The sequence below is a fragment of the Weissella coleopterorum genome (genome assembly GCF_011304355.1).
Classification (GTDB): domain Bacteria; phylum Bacillota; class Bacilli; order Lactobacillales; family Lactobacillaceae; genus Weissella; species Weissella coleopterorum.
Genome location: NZ_CP049888.1, coordinates 632854 through 647627, shown reverse-complemented (window position 1 = coordinate 647627; position 14774 = coordinate 632854). Strand labels below are relative to the sequence as shown.

At 38.1% G+C, this 14774-nt stretch carries 17 protein-coding genes; all 17 read right to left on the bottom strand.

The window, feature by feature from the left end:
- Window positions 1–2 precede the first annotated feature (2 nt).
- Window positions 3–665 carry a DUF1700 domain-containing protein gene (locus G7084_RS03345; protein WP_166010049.1) on the bottom strand — a complete coding sequence of 221 codons (663 nt, stop codon included), beginning with the start codon at window positions 663–665 and terminating at the stop codon, window positions 3–5.
- The gene (locus G7084_RS03340) at window positions 658–990 is read right to left on the bottom strand and encodes a PadR family transcriptional regulator (RefSeq protein ID WP_166010047.1); all 333 of its coding nucleotides are present in this window, start codon (window positions 988–990) and stop codon (window positions 658–660) included. Before G7084_RS03340 ends, G7084_RS03345 begins: the two co-directional genes overlap by 8 nt.
- A gap of 190 nt (window positions 991–1180) precedes the next feature.
- On the bottom strand, window positions 1181–1474 hold the full coding sequence (locus G7084_RS03335; RefSeq protein ID WP_166010045.1) for a DUF1292 domain-containing protein: 294 nt from the start codon (window positions 1472–1474) through the stop codon (window positions 1181–1183).
- 1 nt (window position 1475) lies between these two features.
- Entirely contained in the window at window positions 1476–1769 is a 294-nt protein-coding gene (locus G7084_RS03330; RefSeq protein WP_166010043.1) for a DUF1292 domain-containing protein, read from the bottom strand.
- A 30-nt stretch (window positions 1770–1799) separates the two neighbouring features.
- Window positions 1800–2258 carry a Holliday junction resolvase RuvX gene (gene ruvX / locus G7084_RS03325; RefSeq protein ID WP_166010041.1) on the bottom strand — a complete coding sequence of 153 codons (459 nt, stop codon included), beginning with the start codon at window positions 2256–2258 and terminating at the stop codon, window positions 1800–1802.
- Window positions 2255–2506, bottom strand: coding sequence for an IreB family regulatory phosphoprotein (locus tag G7084_RS03320; protein WP_166010039.1), 252 nt, complete (start codon window positions 2504–2506; stop codon window positions 2255–2257). The genes ruvX and G7084_RS03320 overlap by 4 nt, the downstream gene beginning before the upstream one ends.
- A 63-nt stretch (window positions 2507–2569) precedes the next feature.
- The gene (gene alaS, locus G7084_RS03315; protein ID WP_166010037.1) at window positions 2570–5218 is read right to left on the bottom strand and encodes an alanine--tRNA ligase; all 2649 of its coding nucleotides are present in this window, start codon (window positions 5216–5218) and stop codon (window positions 2570–2572) included.
- A gap of 320 nt (window positions 5219–5538) precedes the next feature.
- The gene (locus G7084_RS03310) at window positions 5539–6717 is read right to left on the bottom strand and encodes a multidrug effflux MFS transporter (protein ID WP_166010035.1); all 1179 of its coding nucleotides are present in this window, start codon (window positions 6715–6717) and stop codon (window positions 5539–5541) included.
- Between the two features lie 71 nt (window positions 6718–6788).
- Window positions 6789–8150, bottom strand: a complete 1362-nt coding sequence (gene mgtE / locus G7084_RS03305; protein ID WP_166010033.1) for a magnesium transporter — start codon at window positions 8148–8150, stop codon at window positions 6789–6791.
- A gap of 28 nt (window positions 8151–8178) precedes the next feature.
- Entirely contained in the window at window positions 8179–9093 is a 915-nt protein-coding gene (locus G7084_RS03300; protein ID WP_166010031.1) for an RluA family pseudouridine synthase, read from the bottom strand.
- Window positions 9093–9905, bottom strand: coding sequence for an NAD kinase (locus G7084_RS03295; RefSeq protein ID WP_166010029.1), 813 nt, complete (start codon window positions 9903–9905; stop codon window positions 9093–9095). Before G7084_RS03295 ends, G7084_RS03300 begins: the two co-directional genes overlap by 1 nt.
- Entirely contained in the window at window positions 9880–10539 is a 660-nt protein-coding gene (locus tag G7084_RS03290; protein WP_166010027.1) for a GTP pyrophosphokinase, read from the bottom strand. The genes G7084_RS03295 and G7084_RS03290 overlap by 26 nt, the downstream gene beginning before the upstream one ends.
- Before the next feature lie 318 nt (window positions 10540–10857).
- A complete protein-coding gene (gene glf / locus G7084_RS03285; RefSeq protein WP_166010025.1) occupies window positions 10858–12039 on the bottom strand; it encodes a UDP-galactopyranose mutase in 1182 nt (393 codons plus the stop codon).
- Between the two features lie 62 nt (window positions 12040–12101).
- A complete protein-coding gene (locus tag G7084_RS03280; RefSeq protein WP_166010023.1) occupies window positions 12102–12995 on the bottom strand; it encodes a glycosyltransferase family 2 protein in 894 nt (297 codons plus the stop codon).
- A gap of 12 nt (window positions 12996–13007) precedes the next feature.
- The gene (locus tag G7084_RS03275) at window positions 13008–13781 is read right to left on the bottom strand and encodes a DUF4422 domain-containing protein (protein WP_166010021.1); all 774 of its coding nucleotides are present in this window, start codon (window positions 13779–13781) and stop codon (window positions 13008–13010) included.
- Between the two features lie 106 nt (window positions 13782–13887).
- The gene (rpoZ, locus tag G7084_RS03270; protein ID WP_166010019.1) at window positions 13888–14100 is read right to left on the bottom strand and encodes a DNA-directed RNA polymerase subunit omega; all 213 of its coding nucleotides are present in this window, start codon (window positions 14098–14100) and stop codon (window positions 13888–13890) included.
- Window positions 14097–14714: a guanylate kinase gene (gene gmk, locus G7084_RS03265; RefSeq protein WP_166010017.1), complete on the bottom strand. Its 618-nt coding sequence runs from the start codon at window positions 14712–14714 to the stop codon at window positions 14097–14099. Before gmk ends, rpoZ begins: the two co-directional genes overlap by 4 nt.
- Window positions 14715–14774 lie beyond the last annotated feature (60 nt).

The following is a 14774-nucleotide window of genomic DNA, read 5'->3' as shown; positions in this document are numbered from 1 at the left end:
GCTTACTCTTCCTTCCGGTTTAATTCAGGTCGACGCTTTAACGTCATCCCGGCAATCCATTTAATCAGCCGAAAACCAAGCCATCCAATTCCGTATATTACCCAGATGACCAGTGGAATACTAATAACTACTAACCCCAAAATTGCAATTCCACTTCCAATTAAAATCAACGCCATCATTGATCCTTTAGTTATAATTCCAAAACCGGCCGCAATCGCAAATCCACCAGCAATTGCTGCTCCAATTAATAGGCCCGCTAAAGAGAAAACCAAACCAACTAAAGTAATAATTACAGCGACAAAGAATACAATTAGCGCCAAAGCAACTGGAATTAAAATAGGTGAAGCTAAAACTCCTAGTAAAATTAACCACGCGGCATTCCATGGATTCTTCTGACTGTTTTCTTGATTTCGTCTGATCCGAGGATTACGGCTAGTATTTTCCGTTTCTTCATCAGCTTCAATCCAGCCCATTGCATAATTAGCATTAATTTGACGAGCTAAATTTTTAGGGCTTCCAAATTCTTGATAAATCTCATCAATTTTCATCCCTGAATCTAAAAATAATTCTTCATAGTATTGATAAGTATCATTACGTTCGCCATCTGGCATTGGTGCTAGATACCGATCAAATGTTACTAAGTATTCTTCAATTTCACTATGCATCGGTTTCACCTCCGTTTTCTTTCGATAATAGTAATGTATCTACCGCTCCACTGAAATTTTGCCAAGTTAATTTAATTTCTTTAAGATTTATCTTACCGGCCTCAGTTATTTGATAGTAGCGTCGGTTACGGCCTTCAAATGGTTCATCATAAGTTGTTAATAGTTTATCTTTTTGAAGACGGCGCAACACGGGGTACATTGTTGACTCACTAACATTCAAATATTTTTGAACTTGCTTTGTAATGGCATAGCCATATAAATCATGTTCATCCAAAAGCGCTAGCACTGTTCCGTCTAGGAGCACTGTGGGTACTTTAATATTCATAACATATTCCTTTCTTTATTATATTTCATATAGTATGACCTTGCTTTAATAATATACAACATATAGTATCAAGTCAAACCTTTTTTACTCAGGAAATCATATCATTCTTTCTCAAAACCAAAATAAAAAATCCGATGCATCAATTTAAGAAATACTATTCAGTACTTCTCAACTCAAACACCGGACTTTTTTAATTATTTATTTGAGGATCTTCAAAGAAGGTATTAATCATCTCAGTGACCATTTCCCACTCTTCCTCAGATTCGATGAGTAACAAAGCATCTTCATTTGATGTTTGACTTGCATCAGGCGCATAAATATAAGCTTGAATTTCTGCCTCACCATCCGAATCACTTAAATCTCCGTAATATAAAACGATATAGGTTTTATGAAAATTAGTTTCTTCTTTAAAACGAAACAACTCATGAAATTCAAATTCACCTGAAGCATCCTCAAAAAGGAATACTTGGTTGTCATCGACCATGTTATTCCTCTTCCTCGTTCTCTTCAAGCCATTGATTCAAACGGTCTTCAACCATCGCCCACTCTTCTTCGTCTTCAATTTGATCCAACGTACCTTCTGCGGTTACTTCTGTATCCGCAATATCTGAACTGAAAGCTTGAATATCAACTTCGTCTTCATCCTCAGTCCCAGCTGCGATAACATAAATATAACGCTTATTATACTTTTCCGTCTCATCAAACGCAAAAAGAATATCAAATAATTCTTCATTTCCATTTTCATCAATTAAAGTGATTACATCTTGTTCTTCATTCATTATCTTTCCTCCAATTATGTCACTTCTGAATTAATCAAAAGTCATTTTAGTACCACTTGCATTAACAAGAGGACCTTTTCGATCAAGGTAATTTTGCAAAATTAAAGATGCAGCAAGTTTATCAATGACTTGCTTTCGTTTAACTCGTGAAGTATCTGCCTCTTCAATAAGCATTCGTTCCGCCTCAACGGTAGTTAAACGTTCATCTTGAAAATCAATGGGCAAATTAAATGTTTCTTTCAATAAATCGCCATACGCTTGAGCCGCCTCGGCACGTGGTCCAATACTATTATTCATATTTTTAGGCAGTCCTAATAAGAAGCCCGTTGGTTGATATTTAGCGACCAATTCCTTCATTCGCTCAATACCAAATTCCCCTTCATCTTCATTAATTCTGATAATTTCAACTCCTTGAGCCGTCCACCCCATAGGGTCTGAAACCGCAATACCCACGGTTCTAGAACCAACATCTAATCCAAATATGCTCATTTATTTAAATATTCCTTCACCAAAATTTCAATAATTTCATCCCGTTCATATCGCCGGATCAAATTACGGGCATCATGATTACGAGGAATATACGCTGGATCACCTGAGGTAATATATCCCACAATTTGATTAATCGGGTTATACCCCTTCTCTTCTAATGCTGAATATACAATTTCCAACGTCTGTTGAATATCTAATTTATTGGAATCATTAAATTCAAATACTGTTGTTTTATCATTTGACACCATGGAAGGCCTCCCTTCTAAAACCAATTACTAACTATTCTTTAGTTAATGTAATTGTACACTAATTTATTTATTTGTCAGCCAATTTTTAGCTGCTACAAATGCATCGTTAATTCCAGCTGGGTTCTTCCCTCCAGCTTGAGCCATATCAGGACGTCCACCGCCACCGCCACCAATCATTGGGGCAATCGCCTTAATTAAATCACCAGCTTTTAGTCCTTGTTTAATGGCATCTGGAGCCACTGCAACCAATAAATTGACCTTATCCCCTAAATTAGCAGCTAAAATCAAAATATCCGAAGGTATCGTCTGCTTCCAATTATCCGCTGTCTCACGTAGGACGTCCATTGATTCAACCGCCATTTCCGTTGCAATAAAGGTCCAATTTCCAGCAGTTTCAACGGCACTAAAGGCATTCTCAGCAGCTTGATTAGCTAATCGTTTTTCTAACGAAGTAACTTGTCTTTGTGCTTCCTTTAAGCTATTTTGCAAGGCCAAGACCTTGTCATTAACCTCATTAACAGTTGGTGCTTTCACTTGATTTGCAACTTGTTGCAAAATTGTATCATGTTCCTTTACGTAATTCATCACCCCTTGACCAGTGACCGCCACAATTCGACGAATTCCTGCTCCAGTTCCAGATTCGCTAATAATCTTGAACATTCCCAATTCAGCCGTCGAATTAGCATGCGTTCCACCATCAAATTCAGCATTGAAATCGCCAATTGAAACAACCCGCACCAAATCTCCATACTTTTCAGTAAAGACGGCAACCGCCCCTAGCTTTTTAGCAGATTCAATATCAGTCTCCACCCAAGAAATCGGTAAATTCTCCAATATTTTTTGATTAATTAGTGTTTCAATTTCCTGTAACTTTTCATTTGAAACCGCCCCATTATAGGTGAAATCATAGCGCAGTTCGTCTGCCGTTACTAATGATCCAGCTTGTGTGGCATGCTCACCTAAAATATTTCTTAACGCTTGATCTAGCATATGTGTTGCTGTGTGATTTTTAGAAACCGCCACGTGATAGGCATGGTCAACTGATAATTGATATTTGGCCCCCACCTGTAGTGGCCCTGTTACTTCTAAGGTATGAATATGTTGCCCATTTGGTGCCGTTTGGACATCTGAAACTGTTGCTACAACTTCACCCGCCAGATTAGTGACAGTTCCACGGTCAGCGACCTGTCCTCCCATTTCAGCATAGAATGGTGTTTCATCGAAAATAGCTTGAATTGAACCATGTTCAATGGCCTCAATTAAGTGATCCGCCGCAATCAAATTTTCCAAAACTGCTTCTTCAACCTGTTCACGTGACCATCCAACATACTTAGAAGTCGTTTTTAAATCGGTCAATAGTTCATTTTGCACACCCATTGAAGTTTGATTACTACGTGCAGCACGGGCCCGATCTTTTTGTTCTTGCATAGCTATATCAAAACCATCTCGATCAATAGTTAGTCCTGCATCTAATGCTGATTCATCAGTTAATTCAAATGGGAAACCATAAGTATCATACATCTTAAAGGCAACAGCCCCATCAATCACTCCATCTTTTGCTTTGGCTGATTCAATTACTTTATCTAATAATGATAGCCCATCTGCTAAAGTCTTTCCAAATCGAACTTCTTCAGCATCAACAATTGAAGCAATATATTCTGCATTTCCCAAAACTTCTGGATAATAATCTTTCATGATAGTACCAACTACTGGAACTAGCTGGCTAAGGAAATTAGTACTAATCCCTAACTTACGTCCATGCAAAACAGCACGTCGTAGCAAACGTCGAATAATATAACCTCGACCTTCATTCGAAGGCAATGCTCCATCACCAATCGCAAATGTCACTGCACGGGCATGGTCCGCGATGACTTTAAATGAAACATCTTTCTCAGCGTCTTCTCCGTAATGATATTGATTAGACAAACTTTCAGTTTTTTCAATCAATGGTAAAAATAAATCGGTCTCAAAATTAGTTTCAGCATGTTGGAAAATTGAAACAACGCGTTCCAGTCCCATCCCCGTATCAATATTTTTATGTGGTAATTCAGGATAATCAGCGTTATTAGTTAACCCGGGTAAGTGATTGTATTGCGAAAACACAATATTCCAAATTTCCAAATAACGTTCATTTTCACCACCGGGATAATTTTCAGCTTCATCCGCATTATCAAAGTCCGACCCACGATCATAAAAGATTTCTGTATCGGGTCCAGAGGGTCCTTCACCAATATCCCAAAAATTATCGGGCTCTTCATAAAGATGATCTGGTGAAATCCCTACTTTTTCTAACCAAATTTTCTTGGCCTCCGTATCATTCGGATATACGGTTACAAATAATTTATCCGCATCCAAGCCAAACCATTCTGGACTGGTCAATAATTCCCAAGCCCAAGGAATCACTTCAGGCTTAAAGTAATCACCAATTGAAAAATTACCCATCATTTCAAACAGAGTATGGTGTCGAGCCGTATGCCCAACATTTTCAATATCATTCGTTCGAATTGATTTTTGCGCATTGGTAATTCGATGATTATCAGGAATTACTGATCCATCAAAATATTTCTTCAAAGTTGCCACACCTGAATTAATCCACAAAAGAGTCGGATCATCTTTTGGAATTAAGGGTTGTGATGGTTCAATGCTATGTCCTTTACTTTCAAAAAAGCGTAAAAACATTGAACGTACTTCTGCTGATGATAGTTTTTTCATTACTTTTCTTTCCTCACCTGTGATTTATTAATTTAATGTACGACAAATAGTATTTTAAAAGGCAGATCATCACACCACAAACTAAGGACGACTAACACGCGGTACCACCTTAGTTGCAATGAGACAATCTGCCCACATTACCACTCTTAGCCTGATAACGAAGGGGTCCGGTCTATTTTCATAAACATTAAGCAGGTAGCACCTTCCATCAGATTGTGTTATTTTCACCAACCATAACATCTCTGATTATTCAAATCTTGATAGAAGTATTTCCTACTTAAATTATAGCATATCTCGAAATTTTACTCATTGCAAAGTCATTACATTTTTTCTGTTGGTACTAATAAATATAAACCGAATGCGCCCCACTGTACCAGACAAATCAAAACGGCTAAAGCAACATAAGATTGAGTACCAAAGACCCCCACCAGCGGTGACATTAATCCACCAATGGCATATCGTGCCATACCTAATAAAGCCGAAGCACTACCAGCATGCTCCTGTTTACCACGCATTGCTAGTGCCGTAGCCATTCCTTGGACACCTCCAATTGATGATGTAATAATGAAAAAGGCCACTAAAATCAATTCTAGCACTCCTGTAAATCTCAAACTCACACTTAATAATAGACCACCTAAAATACCATAAATAATAAATCCACCTAATATATTATGTTCTCCATATTTTCGTGCCAAAATCCCTGCAATTGATGTGGCGATGGTTATTCCAATTCCATTGATTGCGTAAATCAAACCAAACATTGCAATACTAAGATGAAAAATATTTTCTAGAACAAATGATGATCCTGCAATATACGCAAACAATGATGCCATCATTAATGCTTGAACAAATAAATATGCCATAAATCTTTTATCTTGAAATAACCTGCGATAATTCATCTTATTTTTTGAAACAGAAATCGCTGGAACATTTCTTGTCTCAGGAAGGCCCCACTTAACCGCTAACCAAAGGCATCCACCCATTATCGCCATAATTACAAATGTCATTCGCCAATTTGAGATCATTACCACCACGCCACCCAGGACGGGGGCCAACACTGGGAATATACCATTGATAGCTTGATTAATGGCAATATTTTTCGTCAACTCTTTCCCATCAAATCGATCAGTGATAATTGCTAACGATAATACAATCCCCACCGAACCTGATAGTCCTTGAAAGAAACGTAAGACAATCATTAGCCAAATATTTTGAATATCAATCATTAATAAAGAAGTAATACCAAAGATTAACGTTCCTAATAATAATGGTAATCGTCGTCCAATTCGATCAGACCAAGGGCCGATGAATAATTGCCCAACCCCTAAACCAACTAATGAAGTCGTAATCGTCATTTGCGCTAACGAAGCTGTTGTTCCAAGATCCTTTTGTAAAGCTGGTAACCCAGGTAAATAAAAATCCATTGAAAAAACGGCAAATGCACTTAAAACCCCTAAAATAATAATTTGAAATTTATTTAATTTTTCCGAATCTCGCATGCTTTCACTCGCCCCTTTTATACATCAAGCCCATTTAATCAACTACTTCAAATCACAGTTTACCATTCCAGCTAAAACCAAACATTCAGAATCCAACTAGCAATATTAAAATAAATAATAACTGAAGTTAAATCACTAAGGGTGGAAATAAATGGTCCCGAAGCAACCGCTGGATCAATTTTCAGGCTCTCCATCAAAAGTGGCACAAAGGCGCCTGCTAAATTTGCAACGGTGATTGCTCCAGCCATTGCTAAACCAACCGCCAAACCTAGTAAGAAGTTTGCTTTCCAAACCCACACAACTAATAGAATCGTTCCACCGGTAATCATTCCAATTGATAACCCAATTAATAATTCCGTAAAAAACATCCGAAAAATTCCTTTTTTCTCTTTCAAAGTAATTCTGCGAATCGAAACAGCTAATGCTTGCGTGCCCGCATTTCCAGCCGTTCCCGTAATCAAACTAATAAACACAGCAAGAACTGACATTTTTTGAACTAATTGGTCATAATGATTAATAATAGAAGCAGTCCCTAAGCCCAAGAACACTAAAATAATCAACCAAGGTAAACGTTTCATAATTGATTGGAATGGTGATTCTTCCAAATCCAGATTGTGCACTCCAGCAAAACGTTCATAATCTTCCGCATTCTCAGCTTCAATAACATCCAAAATATCATCAATCATGATGATACCCAACATTTTGTTTTGTTCATTTACAACTGGCATAGCTACTAAATCATAATCCGCCATTAGTCGTGCCACCATCTCTTGGTCATCATTAGGTAATACCGTCACCAAAGATTGGGTCATGACATCTTTAACTTTTTCGTGATCCGGATGGACAATCAAACTACGCAGTGATATAACTCCAATCAATTTATCCTGCTCAACAACATAAATATAAGAAATTTGTTCTGACTCTTCAGCAACTTGTTTCACTAATGCAAGCGCCTCAACAATCGAAGCACTCGATTTAATCGCCACATACTCAGGAGTCATCAAAGCTCCTGCAGTTTGATCCTCATAGCTTAGTAAATGACGTAATTCGGTCGCATTAGCTGTTGATAATTGTTGCAAGTAATGTTCTTGCTTATCTTCAGTCATTTCATCTAAGACATCGACTACATTGTCAATATACATATCGTTTAAAACATCCGCCGCATAACGAGGCGTCATCTCAGACAACAATTGATCTTCTTCAACAACTTCTGGTTCAATCAAATCAAAAACATCCGCCAAATCTGACGGATCAACCCATTCGATCAGTTGATGACGCAATTGAGGAGGTAATGCCTGATATACTTTAGCTTGATCGTAATTATGTAAATCAAAAAAACACAAATTAAAGTCGTCGCGTGCTCCATGTTCCAGATCACGTACAATACGCTTGTAAATTGGGACAATTTCATTTCTTAATTCATCATTAATCATTCATCAACCCCCCTCATTCCGTAATTTTTTATTTTAATCCCTCTAAATCTGGTATAAATCCATCCATGACTTTTTTCATATCTGCTGGAAGAGGCGCCACAAAATGCCGGTCAAATTGAGCAAAGGGGTCAAACCATTTAATCCAATACGCATGCAACATTTGCCGATTCGCTCCCCGGTCCAAAGGCCCATCATAAATTTCGTCACCCACCAAGGGATGACCAATTGATTTAAAGTGGACACGAATTTGATGCGTACGCCCCGTATGCAGTTGTACCCGCACAAGCGTCTGATCACCAAATCGCTTTAATACCCAATATTCAGTTTGAGAAGATTTCCCATCCGTCCGGACTTCACGCCGAATAAAGTCACCATCCATGCGGCCAATTGGGGAATCAATCATTCCATAGTCTTGCGCTAAGTCACCATCAACCAACGCTAAATAGCATTTATCAACCGCATGCGTTTTCAAGTCTTTATCCAACAAACCATGCGCAAACCGATGCTTCGCTAATAATGCAACGCCTGAAGTAAATCGATCAAGGCGTGTTATAACATGTGGTACCAAATCGTCTGCCCCTTCTTGTTGCAAATGTCCTTTCACACGATTAACCATAGTATTTTCGCGGTCAGCTTTTCCTGGTACAGATGTAACACCCGCTGCTTTATTTACTACCAAAAAGTTATCGTCTTCAAATAAGACCTCAATCGGTTGCTTTGAAAATGGTAATAAATCATTACTTATTTCTGGCGGCATAATCACTGTAATCTTTTGATTTATTTTGATCTCATCCATTGTTTTGACAGGTCGACCATCTAATAAAATGCGTCCACCACCGCGTTTGATAATACTAAACATTCGATGTGAGACTCCCCGCTCTGCCAAAAATGTTTTAATTTTTATACTACCTGCATCTAATTTGATCCAGCTAAAAGTTGCCATTAATCAACTACCTCATCCCCAATAAAACTGTTTCGTACGCGACGCCAAAACGGTGTATGCCGGTAACTGGCAAAAGAAACTTGTTCTTTTGCCACTCTAAATTCAATCCATTCAATCTGGTCCGTAGTTTCATTTAAATGATCATGACTTAAAATAATTTCATTATCGACATTAAATGGCACAATACGAATTACCTCTTCTGGACCGACCACCAAAGGTGATCCCAATGTCCGAAATACCCGATTATTGATGGAGGCAATTTCTGACAATTGGATACTTGCTAAACTAGGATTCATCACCGCCCCACCGATAGCTTTATTATAAGCCGTTGATCCCGTTGGCGTTGCAGCAGTTAGACCATCACCACGAAATCTTTCAAATAATTCTCCATCAATTAATACATCAGCAGCTAAAGTCCCTGAAATTTGTTTTAACGCCGCCTCATTCATTGATAAAATTCTTTTCTGAGTACCATTTCGATATTTCACCAATGATTCCAGTAATGGATACTGAATGGTTTGTGGCTGTGCTGCCAATAAAGATTCCACTAACTCAGCTAGTTCAAATTCTTGCCAATCGGCATAGAACCCTAAGTGTCCAGTATGTACCCCCACAAAGCGTAATTGATCGATCTGATCTAAATATTGTTGAAATGCTGATAGCAGGGTACCATCTCCGCCAATACTAATTACTACTTCAGGATTAACGTCATCAAAAATAAAGCGTTCCGCATGCTCCGACAATAAAATTTTTAAATTATCACTCACTTTTTGCGATCGAGCACTCTTATTCTGATAGATTGAAATTCTCATCGCCTAATGTATCTCTTTTCGTATGATTTCGGAGTGCATGTTGCGACTCACTAATTTCTTGATGCATTTCTTGAAATAATGCATCGACCTGGAATGTTAATTCCGCAACTTCACGTAACTTATCCTCCATGTCATCGGGGTATTCTCCCTCATACTTATAATTAATCGCATGTTCGATCGTGGCCCAAACGTTCATTTGCATGGTACGAATTTGTATTTCTGCCAAGATTTTGCGTTCGCCGGTCACCGTCTCAAGTGGATACTCAACTACGATATGGTAAGAACGGTAACCTGATGGTTTGGAATTAGTTACATAATCACGCTCTTCTAGAACCACCATATCATTACGTGCACGAATTAGATCAACAACTGTATAAATATCATTTGTAAATTGGGTCATGATTCGAATTCCAGCTAGATCTTGCATATCCTGCTCTAAACGTTCTTCGTCAACATGTCGTCGTACCAGTTTTTCTTGAATGGCCCCCACACTTTTAACTCGGCCAGTCACAAATTCAATGGGCGTCTCAGCTCCTTTTTGAATATAATCATCTCGTAAAGCTCTAAACTTAACTTTTAACTCCGCGACCGCTTGCTCATAGGGTCGTAAAAATTTTTCCCAATTTTCAATCATCTTTTTAACCTCTCTCTGTTCATCGCGGGCGATGCGCCTGACTTTGGCCAGCACGTTCTGATCCATCACGTTTTCATGAACACTGTTATCATTATACTAAAAATTAGTAATTTCTCCCAATGATTACACTAAAATTACATCAAATAATAATAACAGGATCCAATTACTCAATTTATTCAGGTTGCATGGTAAGCCGTTCAGCGACTTTTCAATTCTTCGATTAAATCAATCAGCCAAAAAAAGCCCTGAATCGCTTACACAATTCAGGGCTTCTCATCTAAAAACTAGTTTATATAAATAACTAATTCCTTCGAGTTTTTATTTAGTTTCATCATGTGCGAAGTTAAAACCACTATCTAAATCAAATTCGTGACGTAAGTCATTGAACGCGGCGTTAATCACTTGATCCATATCAAAATAACGGTATTGACCTAGGCGACCACCAAAGAGAATTTTATCTTCATTGGCTCGTGCTTCTTTTGCATATTGTTTATACATATTAGTATTTTTTTCATCGTTAACTGGGTAGTAAGCTTCTTTACTACGATCCCACGCCTGTGGATATTCACGCGTAATGACCGTCTTCCCCTCATCAGCTAACCCATCAAAATGACGCCATTCCATTACTCGTGTATATGGTGTTTCAGCGTCCGTGTAATTAATTACTGCATTTCCTTGATAGTTATCACTGTCAATTGTCTCGCTCTCAAAACGCAATGAGCGATATTCCAACTCACCATACTTATAATCAAAGAATTGATCAATCATTCCCGTATAAACGATCCGGGGGAACTCAGCCATATATTCATCCCGATGTGCAAAGAAGTCAGCATTGACTTGTACATCAATTAAATCATTGTCCATAATCAAACGATCAAAGATTTGCGTGTAACCCCCAACCGGGATTCCTTGATAGCGGTGATTGAAATAATTATTATCGTAAATAAATCGGACTGGCAAACGCTTAATGATGAAAGCTGGTAAGTCCGTGGCTTTACGTCCCCATTGCTTTTCAGTATAACCTTTAATTAACTTTTCATAGATTTCAGTCCCGATCAATGAAATGGCTTGTTCTTCAAGATTACGAGGAGCTTTTCCATCCATTGCTGCAACTGCTGTCGCTTTTTGTTCATCAATCTTAGCTTTCGCTTCTGCAGGAGTCTTAGTTCCCCACATCTCATAGAATGTATTCATGTTAAAGGGCAAATTGTAAAGTGAGCCATTGTAATTGGCCACAACTTGATTTTGAAATCCATTAAATTCTGCAAACTTCCGAATATAATCCCAGACTTCTTTATTATCAGTATGAAAAATATGCGCCCCAAAATCATGCACCGTAATTCCGTGTTCACTGTGCGTATACATATTCCCACCAATATGAGAACGCTTTTCAATGATTAACGAACGCTTACCACGTTTAGCTGCCTCGTAGGCAAAAATCGAACCATAAGGTCCTGCTCCAACAATTAAATAATCATACTTTTTATCGTTCAAAGTCATTGGTTTTATTCCTCTCAATTACAATCTGTTATATTATTTTAGATCAATTAATTTTATCATATTTATTCTTTAGGTTCAGCAAACTCAATTTTGGGATGGAATTTATGCCCAGCCCGAACACCACTCCAAATCACCTGCAACCGTTCCTTACGATGATTAACACCAGGTTTAAATAAGGCCTTTAATAAATCAATGATGATTCGAATATTTGATTTAAAATGCCCGATAAATGGACGTTTAGCCCCATAATACATCTTGTTTCGATATGAATAAAAATACCTTGGTAATCGGTCACTAGAATCAGTCAACACGTCAGATCCCACATTATTTTTCATTTTATGAATTACTTTTGCTTGGGGAACAAAATATCCCTCAGCCAAGCGACCGGCACGTTCCGTATATTCAATATCATCGCCCCAAATAAAGAATTCCGTAATTGGTAATCCAATTTGCGCAATGATCTCTCTTTGCATTAATAAACTCACAAAAGTAGCATTCATCAAAGGTTCAGGGGTTGTACTACCCTCTGGAATTTTATGGAGACGATTGACTGGGGCGGGATTATTCATCTTCGCACGGTGACCGTCTGTCCAACGTACATCTGAAGCTAAGAAGCCAAATTGGCCCTGCTTTTGTGCAAAAGTCAATAAATTAGTCAGCGTATCTGGTAATGGTACTGTATCGTCATCCATTAGCCAGACAAAATCATCATTTGTTTTTTCCATGAAATAACGAACGCCTCGGTTAAAGCCTCCTGCTCCGCCCAAGTTTTCACCTAAGCGAACATATTCAATTTGTGAACCCAAATTGGTTAAATACGCCACTGTATCGGCTTTTGAATTATTGTCAACGACAATAATATGATCCACCTTCGTTGTGGAATTTTGTAATGCTGTAATGACTTCTTTTAACATAGGTAACCGATTAAAGGTCACAACTACTGCACTCGTTGTCATGATAGCTCTCCTTTAAAAATGTGTTTTAACCCGGCCTTTTATCCCAAAATGACGTAATAAAAAGTGCCATCCTTTATCAAACCAGTTCACTCTTTCTAATGATACAATCGGAAATTCTTGATAGGTTGTATGAGTTTTTAATAGCCAAATATCGAGAATTCGTTCCCCTAAAAAGCCCAATGCCCGCTGATCTTGTCCTTTTAGAGCATTAAAATCGATTTCCTGCTCCACAGCTGCTAAAACATCAAATAAAAAATCGGTATAAGCTTGAAATTCAGCTTGTTTCATAATGCTCATGTTAAACAAATGGGCCTTTTTAGAATGACAGACTTGCTCAAAGGCAAGGTAATATTCTGGAAATTTGGTTTCAATCACCCGACCAAAAACTTGCCAAGGTTGAGGAACATGGGCATTTAGATAATGTTGTTCCTGTGTTTCAATCCAATAATTACGAGCCTTTGGTACCAAGACATCTACCTTCTGTAAGGCTTGCCTAATCTCTTGTTCACTTAACAAATACTTATATTTATGTCCCGATCGACGCCCAAGAAAGCGACGATAATGGGCCAATCCAATAATTGGTTGATCCTTTAAATTGTACTTTGCCCAATAAAGAGCCGTCAATTCATTATAAAAAGGGTTTTTTGATGAAATATTAATGCCAGTGGCATCACTCCAAAAATCAGCCATCCGCTGTTTATGTAAAGCCGATCCTACGTAAATTGGCTGATAAAAATGATCACTGGGCATCACATAATCTTTATGTGTCGCTACCAAAACTGGCATGATTCTAAGCATCCTTTCAGAAACATTATTTAAATAAAAAAGGGGGTGAGGCACAAACCTCACCCCTTTTGTTACTTTATTATCGCTTAATTAACTTAATTAAAGGTTAATCAAAATGCTTTTCGTCTGGATCAACAATAATATTTCCAGCTTCGATTTCTTCCAAAGCTTGACCGACTGGCTTAACCGAATCAAAGTGTGAAAGTGTTGGCAGACTTCCCTGCTCTAACTCATGGGCACGTTTTGCACCCAAAGCAATTAATTTATAACGTGAATTAACTTTTTCTAGTAACTTATCTACAGATGGATATAAAATCATTTTCCTAACTCCTCAATCATGGCGATATATTCTGGTAAAATGCGATTAACTCGCAAACGTTCCACTTTGACAATGTCTTTAATTCGCTGAACGGCTAATTGAACTTCATCATTCACGACGGCGTAATCATAGTTAGCCATCATTCGAATTTCAGATGATGCAGCAGCCACTCGACGATCGATCACTTCTGGATCATCCGTTCCACGCCCTACTAATCTCTCCTTTAAGGCTTGTAGGTCTGGTGGGGTCAAAAAGATATATGCCCCTTCAGGCATCTTTTCTTTGACTTGTAGTGCACCTTGAACATCAATTTCTAAGAAAACATCATGCCCTTGGCCCAGCGTTTTATCAATAAAACTTTTAGGGGTTCCATAATAATTACCAACATACTCGGCATGTTCTAACATATTACCAGCAGCAATATTTTCTTCAAATTCAGCGTGACTGACGAAAAAATAATCTTCACCATCTACCTCACCATTGCGTGGACGGCGAGTAGTCATTGAAATTGAATATGTAAAATCAATATCTAATTCTTCAAATAAAGCTTTACGAACAGTTCCTTTTCCTACTCCCGATGGTCCTGATAATACAATTAAAACCCCACGCTTCATGGTCAATGTTCCCCTTTAATCCTTCTAATTAATAACCTTAATCTTACCTTTTTTACTAAA

Bases quoted from the DNA above. Each gene is read 5' to 3' on its own strand.
- G7084_RS03345 (WP_166010049.1), bottom strand. From the start codon at position 665: ATGCATAGTGAAATTGAAGAATACTTAGTAACATTTGATCGGTATCTA.
- G7084_RS03340 (WP_166010047.1), bottom strand. From the start codon at position 990: ATGAATATTAAAGTACCCACAGTGCTCCTAGACGGAACAGTGCTAGCG.
- G7084_RS03335 (WP_166010045.1), bottom strand. From the start codon at position 1,474: ATGGTCGATGACAACCAAGTATTCCTTTTTGAGGATGCTTCAGGTGAA.
- G7084_RS03330 (WP_166010043.1), bottom strand. From the start codon at position 1,769: ATGAATGAAGAACAAGATGTAATCACTTTAATTGATGAAAATGGAAAT.
- ruvX (WP_166010041.1), bottom strand. From the start codon at position 2,258: ATGAGCATATTTGGATTAGATGTTGGTTCTAGAACCGTGGGTATTGCG.
- G7084_RS03320 (WP_166010039.1), bottom strand. From the start codon at position 2,506: ATGGTGTCAAATGATAAAACAACAGTATTTGAATTTAATGATTCCAAT.
- alaS (WP_166010037.1), bottom strand. From the start codon at position 5,218: ATGAAAAAACTATCATCAGCAGAAGTACGTTCAATGTTTTTACGCTTT.
- G7084_RS03310 (WP_166010035.1), bottom strand. From the start codon at position 6,717: ATGCGAGATTCGGAAAAATTAAATAAATTTCAAATTATTATTTTAGGG.
- mgtE (WP_166010033.1), bottom strand. From the start codon at position 8,150: ATGATTAATGATGAATTAAGAAATGAAATTGTCCCAATTTACAAGCGT.
- G7084_RS03300 (WP_166010031.1), bottom strand. From the start codon at position 9,093: ATGGCAACTTTTAGCTGGATCAAATTAGATGCAGGTAGTATAAAAATT.
- G7084_RS03295 (WP_166010029.1), bottom strand. From the start codon at position 9,905: ATGAGAATTTCAATCTATCAGAATAAGAGTGCTCGATCGCAAAAAGTG.
- G7084_RS03290 (WP_166010027.1), bottom strand. From the start codon at position 10,539: ATGATTGAAAATTGGGAAAAATTTTTACGACCCTATGAGCAAGCGGTC.
- glf (WP_166010025.1), bottom strand. From the start codon at position 12,039: ATGACTTTGAACGATAAAAAGTATGATTATTTAATTGTTGGAGCAGGA.
- G7084_RS03280 (WP_166010023.1), bottom strand. From the start codon at position 12,995: ATGACAACGAGTGCAGTAGTTGTGACCTTTAATCGGTTACCTATGTTA.
- G7084_RS03275 (WP_166010021.1), bottom strand. From the start codon at position 13,781: ATGCCAGTTTTGGTAGCGACACATAAAGATTATGTGATGCCCAGTGAT.
- rpoZ (WP_166010019.1), bottom strand. From the start codon at position 14,100: ATGATTTTATATCCATCTGTAGATAAGTTACTAGAAAAAGTTAATTCA.
- gmk (WP_166010017.1), bottom strand. From the start codon at position 14,714: ATGAAGCGTGGGGTTTTAATTGTATTATCAGGACCATCGGGAGTAGGA.